The sequence below is a fragment of the Thermincola sp. GK-1 genome (assembly GCF_059412445.1).
Genome location: NZ_JBSQAT010000030.1, coordinates 1 through 15,364, shown reverse-complemented (window position 1 = coordinate 15,364; position 15,364 = coordinate 1). Strand labels below are relative to the sequence as shown.

Genomic DNA, 15,364 nt, shown 5'->3' with positions numbered 1-15,364 from the left:
AAACTAATTGTGTTTCCTAATAAATGGTATTTGATAAGCCGTTAGGCTATTTTGAGTAGTTACTTTCCGATTTCAAGATAAAATTGTAAATAAAGCAAAAAAATCCGGTTTTAAACAAGAATTTACATGGTCTAATTTGCAATTTGAAGCAAAAAAAATTAGAGGGAATTCCCTCTGTGAAATAAAGTCAGCTCTTAATTGAAAACCTTCATCAGAACCTTTCTCAGAAATTGCGGCAATCTTATAAAGTAAACTCGCAACTCTCTCACCCCTTTTCAGTACCTCTGGATATATAATATTACAGATACGTTTTCGGGGTGACTGTCCAAACTATATGGATTTAATTTTGCAGTTTAAATTGCAGCGAAAACTCTCCGTTCACCCAGTCCCCATCGTCCCACATTCTTTCCAGTTTAACGGTGCTGCGGCATCTATCCCAGAGTTCGCAATGACTGGGGGCTACTGTCAAATAACCGTAGTAACAAATCTCACAAGGATTGATTTTTAACCTCTCTCTAAGTCTCACTGTATCAAGTTCAAACAAACGGGCCAGTATTTCGTTACCTTCCGCTTCGGCCGCTTCAAGTTCTTTCTGGACCCGAAGAAGTTCTTCCAGCAAGCCTCGGTATGTCTTTAAGTATTTCAAAGTCTTTCCCAACGAACCCACCTGGCTTCCGGTATTGTCAATATTTTGGTGCTTTGATGTTAATATTTCGGTACTTTGATGTTGCTCACCATGAGAAACGACAAAATTACCATCGCTACAGGATAAACCAACAGAGGCAGTTTATTGCTTAACAGAATCAATAAAGCCATTAAACTGCCTGCCGCCGTAATAGGCACTCCTACAAAATAGGTAGAGATGTTCAATACATTAAAACGGGCCAGGCGAATTGCCCCGCACAGCGAAAAAGCCAAAGCCAGCGCTAAACCCACAAAGCCATGCGGACCCAGTCCCTGTAATTTAGCGGCATAAACCATGATTGCCGGCGCAACACCAAAAGAAACCAAATCAGCCAGAGAATCCAATTCTTTCCCAAAAGGAGAAGCCGCATCCAATCTCCTGGCCAAACGCCCGTCCATAGCGTCAAGAACCATGGAAAACAAAACCATGATAGCAGCCAGTTGAAAATCCCCAGCCATGGTATAAACAAGGGACAAAACACCAAACAAAAGATTGGTTAACGTAAATAAGCAGGGGATGTACTTAGTATTCATTTTTTAACCTCCCAATAACAGTTATGCCGCCGACAACCTTTTGCCCCGGTTTAACTTTTATTTCCACATTTTCAGGTACAATCAATTCTGTGCAGGAACCAAATTTAATTAGTCCGAATAGATCCCCTTGAGCCACTTTATCGCCCGGTTTAACCCAGCAAACTATTCTTCTGGCAATAAATCCTGTAATCTGCGTAACCATTATTTTCAGACGGTCGTTTTCAATCCCCACAAAATTTTTTTCATTTATATCGGAAGCATGGCTTTTAAAAGCGGGTATAAATTTCCCCGGCCGGTAATTTATATATTTAATTTCACCTTCCATCGGACACCTGTTGAGGTGAACATTGAATATTGACAAAAATATACTTACCTTGATAGCCTTGTCACGCAAAAATTCTTTTTCTTCTATTTCTTCTATAGACATAACGGTTCCATCAGCCGGTGAGACAAGCACTTCCTTATCAGTAGGTATAATTCTTTTGGGATTCCTGAAGAAAAATGCAACAAACAAAAATAAAATTCCAGGTATAATGGCAACCCAAGGGCGGAAAAGATATGTAGCTACCGTTACAACAGCCAGGATGGCCAGACAGGGGAACCCTTCTTTGGCTATAATATAAGGTTGGTTCATATATTTTGGCAACCTCCTGTAAAGTTGATTAAATCTATTCTATCATCATTTCTAAGCATTTAAAAGGGTATAAATCTGTACAAAATTTACATTGCCGTAATTCTACATCGTCTCTTTCTTTTTCAACCTTTGTTTGAGAAACTGATTAATTTCATTAAAGTCGTGAACATAATTAATTGCGTCAATATCAGGCCTTTCTCCCGCCATCCAGTCCCGAATTTTTTGCATTACCGCATAACGGTCGCCTTTAAAATGCCTTTTCACAGGCAAAGAACGCAAAAAGACTTTTCCATATTTCTTTTGTACAATTCTCTTGTCCAGGACAATAACAACACCGGTATCATTCTCTTTCCGAATCAGCCGACCAAAGCCCTGTTTGAACTTAATGACAGCCTGGGGAACCGAATAACTGTAAAACCCGTCCACATTATCTGACGCAAGCTTTTCAACCCGAGCCTGCAGAGTAGGTATGTTGGGCGGTGAAAAAGGCATTTTCACGATTACAACGCAGCTTAGCAAGTCTCCGGGTATATCAACTCCTTCCCAAAAACTACTGGCGCCCAAAAGAAGGCTCTTCCCATTCTTTTTAAATTCTTCAACAAGCCCCCTTCTTCCTCCATCAATGTTATGCCCCAGTACAGTAATCCCTTCCTTTTCCAGTAAAGGTACCAAAAGGTCATAAGTCTTCCGCAGTAGACGGTGCGAAGTAAACAAGCATAAGGTACGACCGTTAAGTATTCTGGCAATCTGCGCCAAAACCGGAGCTATGGCCCCGGCAAACTCCATATCCTCCACTTCCCCGGGACTTGGCAGATCATTGATCACGCACAGCAGCGCCTGTTTTTCATAATTGAAAGGAGCAGCCACATGCAATAATCTTAAGGACTCTTCCGAAGCCAGGTTGAGACCGATTTTCCCAAGAAAATGGGAAAAACTCCCATCCACGCTTAAAGTGGCGGAGGTTAATACCACGCTATTCTTTTCCCGGAAAAACTTTTCCCATAAAAGATTACCAATGTTAATGGGCGCAGCTTTCAAAATAACAGCATCGCTCTTAGTTTCATTAGTCTCGAGCCAGTATACGTAATTAGGTTCCGAACCGTTAAGAATGAACTTGATTTCCTTAACCTTATTTTTTAATGTCTCAGCCAGACATTTGGCTTCTCTTGCCAGGGCAGCCGTTTCCCTGGATTCTTCCTGCATTTCTTCCGAAAAGAAGACGGATAACACTTTGTCCAAATGGCCGCTTAACCGGTCTAACCTGAGGCTTAGATTTTCCCCGGTAATAAGTACGGACTGCCACAATTCATCCTGCAGGTGATAATCCTTAATCCGCACCACTCTTACGGTTTGTTCCGTTTCATCTTCCTCTGCGCCATAGCGGGAGGCGAAAATCCTGGCCCGTTCAGCGAAATCTTCCCCGGTCAACTCCACTTCTTTGCCGATGGTAATAATACCCTCTAATAACTCCGTGGCTTTTCGCAATAAATCATTGTGCCCCTGTAGGATTTGACTTAAACAATCTTTCATACGGGCTATAAGTCCGAAGCGGCCCCCCCGCCGGTCCTTTTTCAAAATCCTCAACAACCTCTGTAATTCGGCGGAGGAAACCTCATATCCCAGGTAGTCAGTAGCACTATCCTCAATATGGTGGGCTTCGTCAATAATAATATATTTATAATCGGGTAAAACGTTGTTTTCGCTTTTCATATCAGCGAAAACAAGTGAATGGTTGACAATCAGCAAATCAGCGGCTTCAGCCCGGCGCTTCGCTTGCATAACAAAGCAGCCCCGGTTAAACCACCGGCACTCTGTTCCCAGGCAGGCATCGGGGTCACCGCATACATCCCGCCAATATTCCTGTTCTTCCCCCTGCAAATTGATCTCGGTTTTGTCGCCGGTAGCAGTTTCATTCAGCCATATCAGAATCCTCAAATAGAAGTTTATTTCCCGGTCACCGGACCAATCCCTGTCTTTTATTCGCTGTTCCCATTTGCGCAGGCAAAGGTAATTTGTCCGGCCTTTGACAAGGGCAGCATTTATTTTAGCCCCTATAACCCGCTCCAGGTTTGGTATGTCCTGGTTCCATAACTGCTCCTGTAAATTGATGGTATGGGTAGATACAACCACCTTGGCACCCGTTGATTTGTTCCAGTAGAGGGCCGGCAGGAGGTAAGCCAACGATTTTCCTGTGCCCGTACCGGCTTCAATAACCGCGTAAAGTCCCGATTTAAAACAATGTAAAATCTCTTTCAGCATTTGCACCTGCTGCGGCCGGTACTGATAGTTCGGCATCACCTTCCCCAGGCGTCCTTCCGGTCCAAAAAAGGCCGACAGGTCTTCTTCACTTAACTCTAACTCTTCCTGGGCATCGACTGGGGAATTTTCTGCAGAGTCCGCATTGGGAAAAAGTGAAGCGAATTCCTTTTTCCCTTCAAGCAAACCGGCCAGAAACGGATAAGAATACCCCTTTTTAGCCTGTCCGGCTCCTTGCAATGCCAAAGCAGAGATGATTTCGTAGTATGGCCAATCGCTTTTAGCGCCAATAATCTCTAACATCCTTAACAGGTTTTCCGTTCCCAGCCCACGTAAAACTTCCAGGGCAAGGCAAAAAACCTCTTTCGCGGCCAAGGCATCATGAAAGGCCCGATGAGGGCTTCCGTTCAACTGAATTTTCAATGCTTCAACCAGGTTTGCCAGCCGGTAACCGTGCGCTTTGGGCCAAACTAAACGAGCTAATGGCAAAGTGTCATAATATTGGGCTCTAATAAAAACGGGGTGGTAATGCTGCAGAAAATTCAGATCAAACCCGATGTTATGTCCTATAATGATGCTGTCATGAACAAATTCAGCCAGCATCCCGGTTACCTCAGCACAGGCCGGGGCATCAGCAACCATAGATTCGTTAATCCCTGTAAGCTGCTGGATTTTCAATGGTATTTTTTTTTCCGGCTTAACCAGCGACTGAAAGGTTTCCAGTACCCGTCCCTCAGCAAAACGCACAGCCGCCACTTCAATAATTTCCGAATCTGCCGGGTTTAAACCCGTCGTCTCTATGTCTACGGCCACAAAAGTATTTTTTGACATTAAACCACCCAATCAGCGGACTCGTTCTTCCCATCAATTTTATAACATTCCGCAGACAATTACCAGAAGAAACTAATGTTTTCCTCCCGGTTACTTCTCCATACTGCCGTTTAAGGGCTATTTTTTTCTGCTCAGGAGTATTTTATGGTATCCGGTGGAAAAATACATTACACTATAATCAGATAACTTGATCCCAATGCCTAATCTCCTCTCCCTATTTCAGAACTGTGCCTTTGCTAGTACAGTTCTTTTTTTGTCATGCTAAGAAGGGATTATTTTCACAAATACTTTTCTGTTTCTGGGGCCGTCAAATTCACAAAAGTATATGCCCTGCCAGGCGCCCAGTTGCAGGTCCCCGTTACGGATAATGACCATTTGGGAAAAACCCATCATGCTGGCTTTGATATGGGCAGCTGAATTGCCCTCCATATGCCGGTAACCATCGTTCCAGGGCACCATCTTATCCAATTCATATAATATATCCCTGGTTACGCTTGCATCAGCATTTTCATTAATGGTTATGCCGGCTGTCGTATGCGGCACATATATATAGCACACTCCTGATGTAATACCACTACTTTGTACAATAGCACGGACGTCACTGGTGATATCGAGCATCTGGTCCCTGGCCCCTGTCCTAATACTTAATTCTTCAAACATATTTTCCACCTCCATGTTTGCTTCTAACCTTACTATACCACTCCTGCATAAAAAAACCTTCTTTCTTTTAAAAAGAAGGTTTTAATAACTCTTTATCAAGTTCTGCCAATAATTTAGAAAGAATAATTGGTCCCGCCCAAACAAACCTCTCGTTCAAACTAACTATGGGCAGAGGAATCTGCGGATCATCTATATACTTGGTTATATTCGGAAAATCATCTACTCTTTCATCGTCTATATCGATATATTCCAGATCCACTTTATCAGCATAATCTTCATACTTTTGCTGGATTAATTCCCTGAGGATACGTGCAGCCTCTTCCTGAGACCGTTTAGGACCTCACCTATAATTTTTACACTCATCAACTACTCTTGAGCCGAAAATCCTGATCACAACCCTGTTATCCACTTTCATCCTCCGCTTTTCTATTTACCTGCAGGTTTTTTAGCCTCGGCCTCCTGCCGAGCATTATACACCTCAACCGAAAGTTCTGCTGCCGCAAGTATTGCAGTTATCGCCGCCTGAATCTTTCCCGACAGATACCGGTGAGAAAAGTTGTTTTATATTTTTACTCCCGCATTCCGGGCATTTCACTTTATCCCTTTCTGCTATGGAAATGGCAACGATAAACTTGTTCCCGCAGCTTTGGCAATTAAACTCGTATCTCGGCATATTAGCACCCCCTGTTTTAATTCGTTGTTTTCCACTGCTCAATATATTTTTCCGCCGATACAGCCGCTACAGCTCCATCGCTAACAGCCGTAACCACCTGTCGCAAAGGAGTCACCCTGACATCTCCCGCTGCAAATAAACCAGGCAAGCTTGTCTGCATATTTTGGTCAGTAATAATGTACCCTCTCTCATCCAACTGTACCATATCCTTGACCAGTTCAGAATTTGGCTTTTGCCCGATATAAACAAAAACCCCGTCCACAGCTATAGCTTTTTCTTCCCCGGTGGCCAGGTTCTTTACTTTTATGGCTTCTACCTTGTTATCCCCCAGGATGGAAGTAACCACTGAATTAAGCACTAACTCGATTTGGGGGAATTCTCTTAAACGCTCCTGCACAACCTTGGTGGCGCGAAACTCATTGCGCCTGTGCACCAAATACACCTTTGAAGCAAAGCGGGTCAGGAACATGCCTTCTTCCAAAGCAGCATCCCCTCCGCCAATAACTGCTACTTTCAGACCTTTAAAGAACGCGCCGTCGCAGGTTGCACAGTAGGATACACCTCTGCCCCTGAACCGCTGTTCCCCTTCTACGCCCAAGTTCAATGATTCTGTTCCGGTGGCTATAATAACAGACCTGGCTTTAATATCTTGCCCGGAAACATTGACGAAAAACCACTGTCCATCTTTTTTCAGTTCATTAACTTCCCCAAATTTGGTTTCCAGGCCAAATTTCAAGGCCTGCTGGTGCATGTTCATCATCAGGTCGGGACCGCCAATCCCTTCGGGAAAACCGGGATAGTTTTCTATTTGGTCCGTGGTAGCAGCCTGTCCTCCGGGCATACCCCTTTCAATAAGTATACATTTTAAAGCCGCCCTGGCTGCATACATACCGGCTGTGAGACCGGCCGGCCCACCGCCGATAATTACTATATCATAAACGTCCATCATATCACTTCCTCTCTTTAATTATACTCTCTATTATACCTAACCGTTTCCAATCGACAAGTCTTCTTCGGCAGTGATAATAAAAGCAAATCCTTAAAAAATGGTTATTCCAGGATTTAAACCAAAATTCCTGCTAAACTAAGCAAAATAAAAGAGCATTCCACCATGAATGCCCAATAAACCAAAAACCAAATCACTAACTTTCAATTATTTCGTACTAACTTAGTTTTTAACAATTAGTTTCTTTTTACTGACCGGATGAACAAAGCCTACATCGCTGATATCCCTGCCACACTTGGGACAAATCCAGACACTTCCGGCACAGGATGAATAAGAATACTCCAAACAATACGGACACTGCTTCGCCAACAAGAAACCTCACTCACTTTCCAGGCAATACTGGGCAATTTGAACATATAATAACTTTGTAACCAAACCACGTTGCTCCTCTTGAAATTGCCAAAAAGAAAAGAAAAAAGAATAAATTCATTATTCTTAAACCATTATAGGGTTGAAGGAGGGATTTGTCAATGACAAAGGAAAAATTTGTTAAGTATGGTGGGGTAAAGTTTACCAACAAAGTGGAACCAAAGGAAATTAACAACTTCGTCCGCAATCTGCCAGCCGAAAAAAAAGACAGTCTTTTTGAGGTGATTCAGGAACTGGATAAAGCCGGATTGATATCGCTGGAACACGAATTTTCCACCATTGATGATGAGACACTTGAATGGCAGCGGTAAAATTTAAATAGATATTGCGGCGATATTGGAAAATAATACGGTTTCCTGTATAATAAAATGGAGCTCCTCGTTCGGAGCTTTTTTACCTTGGTTAGGAAGTGTTTTGGCCAATGAATTTACCAAATTTGATTACCATTGGACGGATATTATTAATACCGCTGTTTCTGCTGGTCTTTTGGTCAGGGCGGCCCTACAGCATACAATGGGCCATGCTTGTCATGGCCTTGGCCGGCGCCTCCGATATCATTGACGGGTATCTGGCCAGAAAACTGAACCTGATTACATCGATCGGCAAGATTCTCGACCCCCTGGCCGATAAATTAATGATAGCGGCCGCGCTGACTTCGCTGTACCTGGTCGGTTTGGTCCCTCTCTGGCTGTTTTTACTAATCATATTAAAGGAGCTCATCCTGGTACTGGGCAGCGGTTTTGTGGTCTACAAAAGAGAGTATGATGTAAGCGCCAATGCCGGCGGTAAAATTGCAACGGTATCAATTTATGCCGCCCTCTTTTTTGTATCTTTTGGCCTGCCAGCCCAAAATTTATTCCTGTACATGGCCGGCATCATGGCGCTGCTATCTTTCATTAATTACCTGTACCGTTATTATTGTTTCATACACAGAAAAACAAAATCTTAGCCACCGTTTTTCCTGGTCCAACGGTTGATATCCCGAACCCGGTATTTCTGCATCATAGCTTTAAAGGCACTTTCCAGATCCAGATTTAGGGAATTGGCCAAACAAATAATAATAAACAATATATCTGCCAGTTCCAGGGCGATACTGCCTTCCGGCTCAGAATCCTTCTTTGGTTTCTGTCCATACCGATGATTTATTTCTCTGGCCAGTTCGCCTACTTCCTCAGTCATGCGAGCCAGCATGGACAAAGGATGCCAATAGCCTTCTTCAAACTGGCTGATCCATTCATGAACTTCTTTTTGCATATCTTTGATATCCATTTCCAAGCCTCCTCTTCACCAAGTATACCACTGTTTGACAGGGTTAAAAGGGAAATTTAATTTAAAATATGTAAAATATTTTACTGAAAAATGCGCAATTTACATCCTAGACTGTTATTAAATATTTTAAATAGAATGAGGTGTCCTATGAAAAACAACATCAAATGTATGAAAGACTTAGATTTATTTCAAGCTCTGGACGAAGAAGACAAAATACAGGTCATGAGACTTGCCAGGCCAAAATCATTCAACAAAGGTGAAATAATTTTTTCGGAAGGAGACCCAGCCGATACGATTTATCTTATTAAAAGCGGCCGGGTGCTTTTATATAAGATGTCCGAAGACGGTAAAGAAATAGCTTTAGACATACTTCAGGAAGACGACATTTTTGGCGAAAACACAATTTTTGAAGATATTCGCCATACCATGAACGCCAGGGCTCTAAAAGATACCTTCGTCTGCACTTGTTCACGCAATGATTTGCCAAATCTCTTAAAAAATCCAATGATTGCATTAAAAATAATAAAATTTTTGGGTGATAAACTCAATAATTACACAGAGCAAGTTGCCGCTATGGCATTTAGAGATGTTAAAGGTCGGGTACTAAACACTATGGTCCGTTTGGCAAAGAATTATGGCGTTATGACCCCAAAAGGCATAAGAATAGATATAGTGTTGAATCATCAAGACCTGGCTAATCTTGTGAATGCCTCCAGGGTTATGGTCACTAACATTGTAAATGAGTTAAAACGCGAAGGAATAATTGAAGTTAATCAGCGCCTGTACTACCTGCTGGACCAAAAACTCATTGAGGAAGTAAATGGTTATGCATAAGCCAAAAAATGATGAGGGATTTTTGAAAAATACTTTATGTAACCTGATTTGGAATACTGAAATTTCCAGGTGGGCTATTTATGAAATAAAAAGCAATTCTGAAAAAGGTAAAATACTCAAAGAAATCATTTATTGGTTTTGCAACAACAATGTATCCGAACTTACTTTTACACCCGAAAACACTTCATGGATTACCACCAGGTTAATTGAACTTGGATTTGATAAAAATTCGGTAGAACAAGTTATACTGTTACTGGCTTGCAAGGCATTAGAAAATTAAACGCCAAATTGTCTCAACTGTCTCCAGACAGCTTATTTTTTACAGGAATTTTTTTGTAAACTGTTTTACAGAAATTTTTTTCATCAGACAGTAACATATACTCAACAGAAACAATCGTTTCTGTAAAAAACTTTTGAGGAGGAGATAAATATGTCTGTACGCGAAACCATCAAAAACCAGATTATCAGTGCTCTGCAGGGGGCTAAATTTCCAATAGGCTCTCCAGAGGAATTGCTGTCAGCATTCCCCGACGGAGCCAAAACCACCTGCCGGGCTGAAGGAATTGAAGTTACAGCAGGTGAAGCAGGGAAACTTCTAACTCCTGAGGATTTTCCCTTCCAAAGCGCGGAACAAGTAGCAGAAACAATAGTAAGCAGGGCTAAACTTTAATATATGAATATATGCTGCAGTGTATTAGCCAAGCCTTATTTAGACTTGGCTTTTTTGTCATAACGGAGGTGATAACCATGGAAAAAGTATTTATAGGGTGTTCTATGCTTAAGGAAGAGATCAACAACGTCATGGAAAACCTAAAACTGGAGAACAATATCTTTTTTATAGACGCTGCTTTACATGTCAACTTGGATCAATTGGAACAGGCTTTAAAAGAAAAACTTGATAAAATAGCAAATCAATCACAACCTATAATACTTGTAGGAAACAAATGTCATCCAGACATCCAGAGTTTGGCCGAAAAATATAACGGCAAAATTGTTAAAGCATCAAATTGCATAGAGCTTCTGCTCGGTGACAAAATGAAAGAGCTTGACCAGGAAGCTAAAACCTTTTACTTAACCAACGGTTGGCTAAAAAGGTGGCGAGATATTTTTGTTAAAGGCCTGGGTTGGGATAAGGTCGATGCCCGCCAAAACTTCGGATATTACGACAGGATTGTGTTAATTGATACCGGTTTAACTGAAATATCAGAGGAAGATATCTTGAACTTTTTTGAATATACTCAAGTTCCGGTCGAAGTGTATCCCACGACATTGGACCATTTAAAATCAGAACTTTTATATGTGCTAAGTTGAACACACAATATTCCTGGCAGTAGATACAGATGCTACAGTGAAAACTGCACCATCGAATATAACTCATCCTTTTGATCCTGCGAAATGCCAATGTACCGTAAGGTTACTTTCTGGCTGGAATGATTAAACATATCCATAATCAACCCGATATTATATTTTGATGCCTTATAAGTCCAATACCCCCATGATTTCCGCATGGTATGGGTCCCAAAATGCTCTATACCAACCGCATCAGCAGCCGCTTTTAAAACTCTGTATGCCTGAACCCGGCCGATAGAGCCTCCTTTTTTTGAACCGAACAGATAGTCATCTCCGGACAGATTCCGGCTTGTTACATAAGACTTAATGGCTGCCTTCAGGGCATCATTAAGTTTTATTTTTTTCTCCTTGGCAGTTTTTCGTTCCCTAATAACCAGATGCTGCCGGAAGGAGCCATTATCGGTGAAAATATCGCTGTACCTGATAGGGAGAATATCGGAAATCCGGAGGCCGGTATTTATCCCAAACATAAAAAGCAGGCAGTCTCTTTCATTTTGACTATTAAGCTGCTTGAGCATAGCTTTAATTTTTTGCAGGTCCCGGATAGGTTCGACAGTCATATATAATACCTCCCATAATGCAACATATTATTAATTATATCACTAAAATGTAACTTATAACAGCAGAGTTTTACATGAAGTTCAATTCTTTACTGGCTGCTTGGCGGCAAAAAAATTCCTACCTGGTTGCTTTTTGACCGGGTAGGAATTTTTTTCTAATCGCTGGGTGTTTGACAAAGGCTGGAAAAACGTTTGTGAAATTACACAACATATTTCTTAAAATGTAGCATACCAAAAATTACTATATATATGTTATACTACGCCAATATAATTAATCCTCCCTCTTAACGACATATTTCTTAAAAATAATTGCTAATCAGGCATAGTTCTACATTTTGTCCATTAACAAAGCTTTTCCGGTATTGATTTGGTCAAATTGTACAAGAAAATATACTGGTCCCATTGGTCCTTACAGATACTTAAATATCTAGAATTACCATCTATAAGGGATTACAAACACCGGCCCAATGTAACATTTTAAGAAATATGTTTCATTTAAACAGACTAACAAATATAAAGTTCATACCAGGGCAAACCTGTCGAAAGACAGGGACGCAAAGCCAAGGGCCTAAGGACAAATTCTAAGGCAGCCGGTTGCATTAAAGAATTAACTTCATGCTTCCGGCATGGAGTTTTTTTAATGAGGTGAAAAAGTGGCGGAAAAATTAATACAGGAACTGCTCGGCCATGTGCCATGGGGGTATGCTTACCACAAGCCGGTACTAAACAACCGGGGGGAGCCGGAAGACTATATTTTTCTGGAGGTTAGTCCTGCTTTTGAAGTAATGACAGGACTGCAAAAGAATGACATTCTCGGCAAAAGGGTAACAGAAGCCCTGCCCGGCATCAGAAGTGGCAGTTTTGACTGGGTAAGCTTTTACAGACAAGTTGCCCTGGCGGGCGAAAAACAAGAAATTATCCATTATGCCGAACCTTTAAACCGCTGGTACAGAATAACGGCCATTTCATCCCCAAAGCAGCATATTGTCACATTTTTGCAGGACATATCCGACGAAATGAAGCAAATCATGGAAAGAGAAGACCTTTTGCAGCGGCTGCAGGCCATGTTTAACGGACATACCGCCGTCATGCTCCTGGTCGAACCTGTTACCGGCCAAATAAAGGACGCCAATCCCGCAGCCTGTTCCTTTTACGGCTATACCAGGCAAGAACTCCTGAGCATGCGTATTCAGGACATTAATATGCTCCCCGGAGAAGAAGTAGAAAGACGCCGTCTGATGGCATTAAAGAAAAAACAAAAGTATTTTCTGTTTCCCCACCGTTTAAAGAATGGCGAAATCCGGCTGGTAGACGTTTATTCATGCCCGATAGATTATAGCGGAGAAAAACTGCTTTTCTCCATCATCATTGATGTCACCGAACGGGAAAAGTACAGAGAAGAACTGTACCGGGAAAAAGAACTGCTGCGCACTACCCTTGTATCCATCGGCGATGCGGTGGTCTGCACAGATGAAAAGGGCCGGATAACCATCATGAATAAGGTTGCCGGGGAAATCACAGGCTGGAGCGAAGAAGAGGCAAGAGGCAAAATGTTTGACCAGGTTTTCCGACTGGTCAGCGAAGAAACTGGAGAAGTTATTGAAAACCCTGTAGCCAAAGTGTTGCAGACCGGTAAAACAGCAGGTCCGGCTCCCCGTACAGCTTTAATCACCCGAGAAGGGCGGCAGGTACCCATAGTCAACAGCGCTGCACCCATCAAAGATGAAAAAGAAAATATTTTTGGCGTGGTCATGGTCTTCCGTGATATTACCAGGGAGAAAAGGAAGCAGGAAGAAATCCTTTACCTGAGCTACCATGACCCCCTGACCGGACTGTACAACCGCAGATTTGCCGAAGAAGAAATAAAAAGGCTTGATACATCACGGGAGTTACCCCTGGCTGTGATTATCGGAGATGTCAACGGTTTGAAACTAACCAACGATATATTTGGCCATGAAGAAGGGGACAGGCTCCTGAAAAAAGCAGCCAAAGTAATTAAGAAAAGCTGCCGTAAGGAGAACATCATCGCCCGGTGGGGCGGGGACGAATTTTTAATCCTTTTGCCCCGGACCGACGCCAGGATGGCAGAAAAAATAGTCGGCAGGATAAACAGCAAGTGCGGCAGAGACGTAAAAAGAAATATCCGGTTAAGCATATCCCTGGGATATGCCGTGAAAACCAAAGCAACAGAAAACCTGTGGCAAAAAATGAAGGAAGCCGAGGAAAGGATGTACCATCAAAAGCTGCTGGAACAAAAAAGCTACAGGAATAACCTGATAAATGCCCTGCTTACAACCATGGCAGAGAAAAGCACAGAAACAGAAGAACACGCCTGGCGTTTAAAAAAATACTGTCTTGAACTGGGCAGGGAATTTGGACTTTCCGGGCTGGAAATGGAACAACTGGCTCTTTTGGCCATGCTGCACGACATTGGCAAGGTAGGCATCAGTGAGAGTATCCTGAAAAAACCCGGACCCCTTACCCCGAAAGAATGGGCAGAGATAAAAAAACATTCCGAAATCGGCTGGCGCATTGCCCGGAACATCCCGGAAATGTGGACTGTGGCCGAATACATCCTGTTGCACCACGAACGGTGGGACGGTCAGGGGTATCCAAGGGGTTTGAAAGGCGAAGAAATCCCTTTACTCTGTCGCATCCTGGCCGTAGCTGACGCATACGACGCCATGACCGGCAACAGGTCTTACCGCCCGGCCCTGAGCAGTGAGGAGGCTTTGGCAGAATTACAACGGAATGCAGGGACACAGTTTGACCCGGAGGTGGTGAAAAAATTTATTAATTGCCGGCAAAATATTAAAACGCTTTTGAAGTCCCGGGAACTAAAACTGAGGAGGAGGAATACTATTGAAACTCAATATTAAGGCCAAGTTAATGATTTCTTTTCTGGTTGTTGTGGTTTTAAGTGCGATTATTGGTTTATTAGGTATTAATTTAGGGGCAAATACTTACAAAAAAGTAGAAGATCTGACAAGTAACAGAATGCCAAAAACGGAGGGACTGCATGATATTAAAACCGGGTTGAGTGATATCCGGCGGTATGAAGTGCAGGCTATTTTCGGCGCCAACTTAAATGATTCAAAGGAAGTGCAGGAATATCTGGGCAAATATAATAAAGGCGCAGAAGACTTGCAAAAAACTTTTGAAGCACTGTTTCCCAAGTTTAAATCCGATTTTGCCAAAAGTAAAATTGCCGAGTTTAATTCGGCCTGGAGACGGTATCAGGATATACATGTTAAGATGCTCAGCCTCATGAACCAGGGAAATATTTCCGGCGTGGTTGCCGTTCAGCGGGGGGAATCAAGGGACGCCTATAATAAGTGTATAGCAATTTTGGATGAATTGATAAAGTATAATGATGAACAAACCCGCCAGACCAATACTGAGTCAGAAGCCAACTATAAATCAGAACGGACACAAATAATTGCAATTCTGGTGGCTGCATTGATTTTTAGTATCGTCATCAGCCTATATATGGCCACTTCTATCTCCAAGGCAGTACGGCTTGTAGCCACGGTAGCCGAACGGGTTGGCAGCGGAGACCTTACCGTAGACAGGTTAAAGGTTAATACCCGGGACGAAATCAAGGATATGGCCGATTCCTTCAACAAGATGGTAGACAACTTGAAGCACATTATTCAACAGATAAATACCACCAGCCAGACCGTTGCTGCCACCAGCGAAGAATT

At 42.5% G+C, this 15,364-nt stretch carries 18 protein-coding genes and 1 riboswitch; of the genes, 8 read left to right on the top strand and 10 right to left on the bottom strand.

Annotation, left to right across the window (positions count from 1 at the left end; genetic code table 11):
* Positions 1 to 340 precede the first annotated feature (340 nt).
* The 8 genes from ACSNJE_RS15555 to ACSNJE_RS15520 all read right to left on the bottom strand — a co-directional run bounded on the left by ACSNJE_RS15555 (position 341) and on the right by ACSNJE_RS15520 (position 7,587).
* Positions 341 to 658: a hypothetical protein gene (locus tag ACSNJE_RS15555; RefSeq protein ID WP_474773266.1), complete on the bottom strand. Its 318-nt coding sequence runs from the start codon at positions 656 to 658 to the stop codon at positions 341 to 343.
* Positions 659 to 705: 47 nt separating this feature from the next.
* On the bottom strand, positions 706 to 1,218 hold the full coding sequence (gene pssA, locus ACSNJE_RS15550) for a CDP-diacylglycerol--serine O-phosphatidyltransferase (protein WP_052217220.1): 513 nt from the start codon (positions 1,216 to 1,218) through the stop codon (positions 706 to 708).
* Entirely contained in the window at positions 1,208 to 1,852 is a 645-nt protein-coding gene (locus ACSNJE_RS15545) for a phosphatidylserine decarboxylase family protein (RefSeq protein ID WP_474773267.1), read from the bottom strand. The genes pssA and ACSNJE_RS15545 overlap by 11 nt, the downstream gene beginning before the upstream one ends.
* A 102-nt stretch (positions 1,853 to 1,954) precedes the next feature.
* Complete coding sequence (locus ACSNJE_RS15540) at positions 1,955 to 4,939, bottom strand: helicase C-terminal domain-containing protein (protein ID WP_495253044.1); 2,985 nt, start codon at positions 4,937 to 4,939, stop codon at positions 1,955 to 1,957.
* Between the two features lie 261 nt (positions 4,940 to 5,200).
* Complete coding sequence (locus tag ACSNJE_RS15535) at positions 5,201 to 5,599, bottom strand: secondary thiamine-phosphate synthase enzyme YjbQ (protein ID WP_495253043.1); 399 nt, start codon at positions 5,597 to 5,599, stop codon at positions 5,201 to 5,203.
* Between the two features lie 478 nt (positions 5,600 to 6,077).
* Complete coding sequence (locus ACSNJE_RS15530) at positions 6,078 to 6,272, bottom strand: FmdB family zinc ribbon protein (protein WP_013120818.1); 195 nt, start codon at positions 6,270 to 6,272, stop codon at positions 6,078 to 6,080.
* Positions 6,273 to 6,288: 16 nt separating this feature from the next.
* A complete protein-coding gene (trxB, locus tag ACSNJE_RS15525; protein ID WP_495253042.1) occupies positions 6,289 to 7,221 on the bottom strand; it encodes a thioredoxin-disulfide reductase in 933 nt (310 codons plus the stop codon).
* Positions 7,222 to 7,440: 219 nt separating this feature from the next.
* Entirely contained in the window at positions 7,441 to 7,587 is a 147-nt protein-coding gene (locus ACSNJE_RS15520) for a hypothetical protein (RefSeq protein ID WP_495253041.1), read from the bottom strand.
* A gap of 161 nt (positions 7,588 to 7,748) precedes the next feature.
* Here ACSNJE_RS15520 and ACSNJE_RS15515 point away from each other — a divergent pair, with 161 nt between their 5' ends.
* Both ACSNJE_RS15515 and pgsA read left to right on the top strand, forming a co-directional pair.
* Positions 7,749 to 7,958 carry a hypothetical protein gene (locus ACSNJE_RS15515; protein ID WP_052217226.1) on the top strand — a complete coding sequence of 70 codons (210 nt, stop codon included), beginning with the start codon at positions 7,749 to 7,751 and terminating at the stop codon, positions 7,956 to 7,958.
* Positions 7,959 to 8,068: 110 nt separating this feature from the next.
* Positions 8,069 to 8,596 carry a CDP-diacylglycerol--glycerol-3-phosphate 3-phosphatidyltransferase gene (gene pgsA, locus ACSNJE_RS15510; RefSeq protein WP_052217227.1) on the top strand — a complete coding sequence of 176 codons (528 nt, stop codon included), beginning with the start codon at positions 8,069 to 8,071 and terminating at the stop codon, positions 8,594 to 8,596.
* Here pgsA and ACSNJE_RS15505 read toward each other — a convergent pair.
* Positions 8,593 to 8,916 carry a nucleotide pyrophosphohydrolase gene (locus tag ACSNJE_RS15505; RefSeq protein ID WP_013120822.1) on the bottom strand — a complete coding sequence of 108 codons (324 nt, stop codon included), beginning with the start codon at positions 8,914 to 8,916 and terminating at the stop codon, positions 8,593 to 8,595. The genes pgsA and ACSNJE_RS15505 overlap by 4 nt on opposite strands.
* Before the next feature lie 147 nt (positions 8,917 to 9,063).
* Here ACSNJE_RS15505 and ACSNJE_RS15500 point away from each other — a divergent pair, with 147 nt between their 5' ends.
* The 4 genes from ACSNJE_RS15500 (at position 9,064) to ACSNJE_RS15485 (ending at position 11,061) form a co-directional block, all read left to right on the top strand.
* Positions 9,064 to 9,750 carry a Crp/Fnr family transcriptional regulator gene (locus ACSNJE_RS15500; RefSeq protein ID WP_495253040.1) on the top strand — a complete coding sequence of 229 codons (687 nt, stop codon included), beginning with the start codon at positions 9,064 to 9,066 and terminating at the stop codon, positions 9,748 to 9,750.
* Positions 9,743 to 10,030, top strand: a complete 288-nt coding sequence (locus ACSNJE_RS15495; protein ID WP_495253039.1) for a hypothetical protein — start codon at positions 9,743 to 9,745, stop codon at positions 10,028 to 10,030. The genes ACSNJE_RS15500 and ACSNJE_RS15495 overlap by 8 nt, the downstream gene beginning before the upstream one ends.
* A gap of 150 nt (positions 10,031 to 10,180) precedes the next feature.
* Entirely contained in the window at positions 10,181 to 10,420 is a 240-nt protein-coding gene (locus ACSNJE_RS15490) for an MTH865 family protein (protein WP_052217231.1), read from the top strand.
* Positions 10,421 to 10,497: 77 nt separating this feature from the next.
* Positions 10,498 to 11,061 carry a DUF1638 domain-containing protein gene (locus ACSNJE_RS15485; RefSeq protein WP_474773274.1) on the top strand — a complete coding sequence of 188 codons (564 nt, stop codon included), beginning with the start codon at positions 10,498 to 10,500 and terminating at the stop codon, positions 11,059 to 11,061.
* Between the two features lie 32 nt (positions 11,062 to 11,093).
* On the opposite strand, the gene ACSNJE_RS15480 is transcribed toward ACSNJE_RS15485, so the two are convergent.
* On the bottom strand, positions 11,094 to 11,660 hold the full coding sequence (locus ACSNJE_RS15480) for a site-specific integrase (RefSeq protein WP_052217233.1): 567 nt from the start codon (positions 11,658 to 11,660) through the stop codon (positions 11,094 to 11,096).
* A gap of 519 nt (positions 11,661 to 12,179) precedes the next feature.
* Positions 12,180 to 12,262: riboswitch (cyclic di-GMP riboswitch) on the top strand.
* Positions 12,263 to 12,313: 51 nt separating this feature from the next.
* Here ACSNJE_RS15480 and ACSNJE_RS15475 point away from each other — a divergent pair.
* Both ACSNJE_RS15475 and ACSNJE_RS15470 read left to right on the top strand, forming a co-directional pair.
* The gene (locus ACSNJE_RS15475) at positions 12,314 to 14,539 is read left to right on the top strand and encodes an HD-GYP domain-containing protein (protein ID WP_495253038.1); all 2,226 of its coding nucleotides are present in this window, start codon (positions 12,314 to 12,316) and stop codon (positions 14,537 to 14,539) included.
* The coding region (locus tag ACSNJE_RS15470; RefSeq protein ID WP_495253037.1) for an MCP four helix bundle domain-containing protein at positions 14,523 to 15,364 on the top strand (842 nt) is incomplete at its 3' end. The genes ACSNJE_RS15475 and ACSNJE_RS15470, both read left to right, overlap by 17 nt.

Bases quoted from the DNA above. Each gene is read 5' to 3' on its own strand.
- pssA (WP_052217220.1), bottom strand. From the start codon at position 1,218: ATGAATACTAAGTACATCCCCTGCTTATTTACGTTAACCAATCTTTTG.
- ACSNJE_RS15545 (WP_474773267.1), bottom strand. From the start codon at position 1,852: ATGAACCAACCTTATATTATAGCCAAAGAAGGGTTCCCCTGTCTGGCC.
- ACSNJE_RS15540 (WP_495253044.1), bottom strand. From the start codon at position 4,939: ATGTCAAAAAATACTTTTGTGGCCGTAGACATAGAGACGACGGGTTTA.
- ACSNJE_RS15535 (WP_495253043.1), bottom strand. From the start codon at position 5,599: ATGTTTGAAGAATTAAGTATTAGGACAGGGGCCAGGGACCAGATGCTC.
- ACSNJE_RS15530 (WP_013120818.1), bottom strand. From the start codon at position 6,272: ATGCCGAGATACGAGTTTAATTGCCAAAGCTGCGGGAACAAGTTTATC.
- trxB (WP_495253042.1), bottom strand. From the start codon at position 7,221: ATGATGGACGTTTATGATATAGTAATTATCGGCGGTGGGCCGGCCGGT.
- ACSNJE_RS15515 (WP_052217226.1), top strand. From the start codon at position 7,749: ATGACAAAGGAAAAATTTGTTAAGTATGGTGGGGTAAAGTTTACCAAC.
- pgsA (WP_052217227.1), top strand. From the start codon at position 8,069: ATGAATTTACCAAATTTGATTACCATTGGACGGATATTATTAATACCG.
- ACSNJE_RS15505 (WP_013120822.1), bottom strand. From the start codon at position 8,916: ATGGATATCAAAGATATGCAAAAAGAAGTTCATGAATGGATCAGCCAG.
- ACSNJE_RS15500 (WP_495253040.1), top strand. From the start codon at position 9,064: ATGAAAAACAACATCAAATGTATGAAAGACTTAGATTTATTTCAAGCT.
- ACSNJE_RS15495 (WP_495253039.1), top strand. From the start codon at position 9,743: ATGCATAAGCCAAAAAATGATGAGGGATTTTTGAAAAATACTTTATGT.
- ACSNJE_RS15490 (WP_052217231.1), top strand. From the start codon at position 10,181: ATGTCTGTACGCGAAACCATCAAAAACCAGATTATCAGTGCTCTGCAG.
- ACSNJE_RS15485 (WP_474773274.1), top strand. From the start codon at position 10,498: ATGGAAAAAGTATTTATAGGGTGTTCTATGCTTAAGGAAGAGATCAAC.
- ACSNJE_RS15480 (WP_052217233.1), bottom strand. From the start codon at position 11,660: ATGACTGTCGAACCTATCCGGGACCTGCAAAAAATTAAAGCTATGCTC.